Origin of the sequence: Microcystis sp. M53598_WE2, from assembly GCF_030067735.1 — a bacterium.
Lineage (GTDB): Bacteria > Cyanobacteriota > Cyanobacteriia > Cyanobacteriales > Microcystaceae > Microcystis > Microcystis aeruginosa.
On record NZ_JASJFE010001060.1, the window covers coordinates 1 to 1413 of the forward strand.

At 38.6% G+C, this 1413-nt stretch carries 3 protein-coding genes; 2 read left to right on the plus strand and 1 reads right to left on the minus strand.

From position 1 onward, the window contains the following. Positions 1-31 precede the first annotated feature (31 nt). On the minus strand, positions 32-256 hold the full coding sequence (locus PX636_RS21630; RefSeq protein ID WP_002796731.1) for a DUF2281 domain-containing protein: 225 nt from the start codon (positions 254-256) through the stop codon (positions 32-34). A gap of 268 nt (positions 257-524) precedes the next feature. Here PX636_RS21630 and PX636_RS21635 point away from each other — a divergent pair, with 268 nt between their 5' ends. Next, entirely contained in the window at positions 525-905 is a 381-nt protein-coding gene (locus PX636_RS21635) for a hypothetical protein (RefSeq protein WP_164516939.1), read from the plus strand. A 51-nt stretch (positions 906-956) separates the two neighbouring features. Further along, positions 957-1190 carry a hypothetical protein gene (locus PX636_RS21640; RefSeq protein ID WP_002796733.1) on the plus strand — a complete coding sequence of 78 codons (234 nt, stop codon included), beginning with the start codon at positions 957-959 and terminating at the stop codon, positions 1188-1190. Positions 1191-1413: the final 223 nt, after the last annotated feature.

The following is a 1413-nucleotide window of genomic DNA, read 5'->3' on the forward strand; positions in this document are numbered from 1 at the left end:
ATATGAGTATCGAGTAAAAGTCGCATGATTTTTATAAAGGGTTTTCAAAGTCCTGTAGGATTTCATCGGGTAAGGGATCGTCAAAGTCAGCAGGAACGGTAAATTCTCCTTGACAGAGGGCGTAGGGTCTAGGGGTTTTTGGCTCTTTTTGTTGATTCCTTCTGGCTTGGGTAAATAATAAAAAGTCAAGCAGTTCTTCAACAATTTCTTCGGAGATTTGAGATATTTCTTGGATCAGTCTTTCTCTAGTTGTCATTAGGTTTGCTCCTTTTAAGGTTGAATATTTAAGATTTGACGTTGTTGATTATTAAGGCGATCGAGTTCTTGCTTAAGGGTTTCTTTTGTTATCGTTGGCATTCAATTTTTCTTGGCGGTCTAATTGCGGGAAATAGCTCTTTTGACAGTATAGCTATTGGTTTGGCGGTTTTGGTCGTTTATATATGGTTGGCTGAATAATGGTAAAACCCTTTTAAAATAAGGCTTTTGACCTGTTAAAATCCGCTGTTCATGCTGCGAAAATCGGATTGGGACTCTCAAAAACCTTGCATTATCCTTTTTATAGTACAAAATTAGTACAAAAAGAGAGGGCAACAAAGCCTGAAACGACCGACGACCGGCTACTGACGACCGACTCCTGCCCCCACGAAAAACTTTTTGCCGCAAACCCTAATTACGACATCTATCGGATTGTTGAGGTGCTTTGGGCTATTGATTTTGATAATCCACCTGTATCAGCAAAAGCAGATGCGATGTTTGATTATCGAGAAGTTCTCAACTATCAGGGTGGGAAGGTGATGGAATTGGAGAAGTTACCAACTTTCAGACAGCGTTGGGATGACGATGGCGGTTTGGGGGGATTCCAAACTTACATTCAGAATTTATTGGGGCTGTCAAGCAATAACTAAGAGCCTTGTTAAGCTTGTGTTATAGTATTGAGCAGATATAGGGTAACTGCTATGACTGCTATAGTTCAGGAACTTTTAGATACCTTTGACCGCTTGACAGACTCAGAGCGGTTAGATTTGCTATTAGAGATTCTGAAGCGGACAATTCACCTGGATTTTCCGCCCTTATCTGATGAAGATCTAGTCCTCAATGCCGAGGGAATTTTTCTAGAATTAGACGATAGTTATAGAAAAAATCAGAGCAGCTCAAACTCCACCTCAAGCGGAGAATATTTATTCTCTTGAATATCAACCAATAACAAGAGAATTTCAAGCTAAGTATGGTGAATTTTTGTCTGCTGATAGCTTAAAAAAAATGGCATATTATGATAATTGTTTACGGAGTTTTATCGAGTTATTTGGAGTGAATAAAATACTGTTAGATGCTTCGTTAAAATCAACAGATAAACCCGCTCAATATTATCATATTTACTTCGGTCTTACCATACTCTCAGAGATAATAATAGAA

Bases quoted from the DNA above. Each gene is read 5' to 3' on its own strand.
- PX636_RS21630 (WP_002796731.1), bottom strand. From the start codon at position 256: ATGACAACTAGAGAAAGACTGATCCAAGAAATATCTCAAATCTCCGAA.
- PX636_RS21640 (WP_002796733.1), top strand. From the start codon at position 957: ATGACTGCTATAGTTCAGGAACTTTTAGATACCTTTGACCGCTTGACA.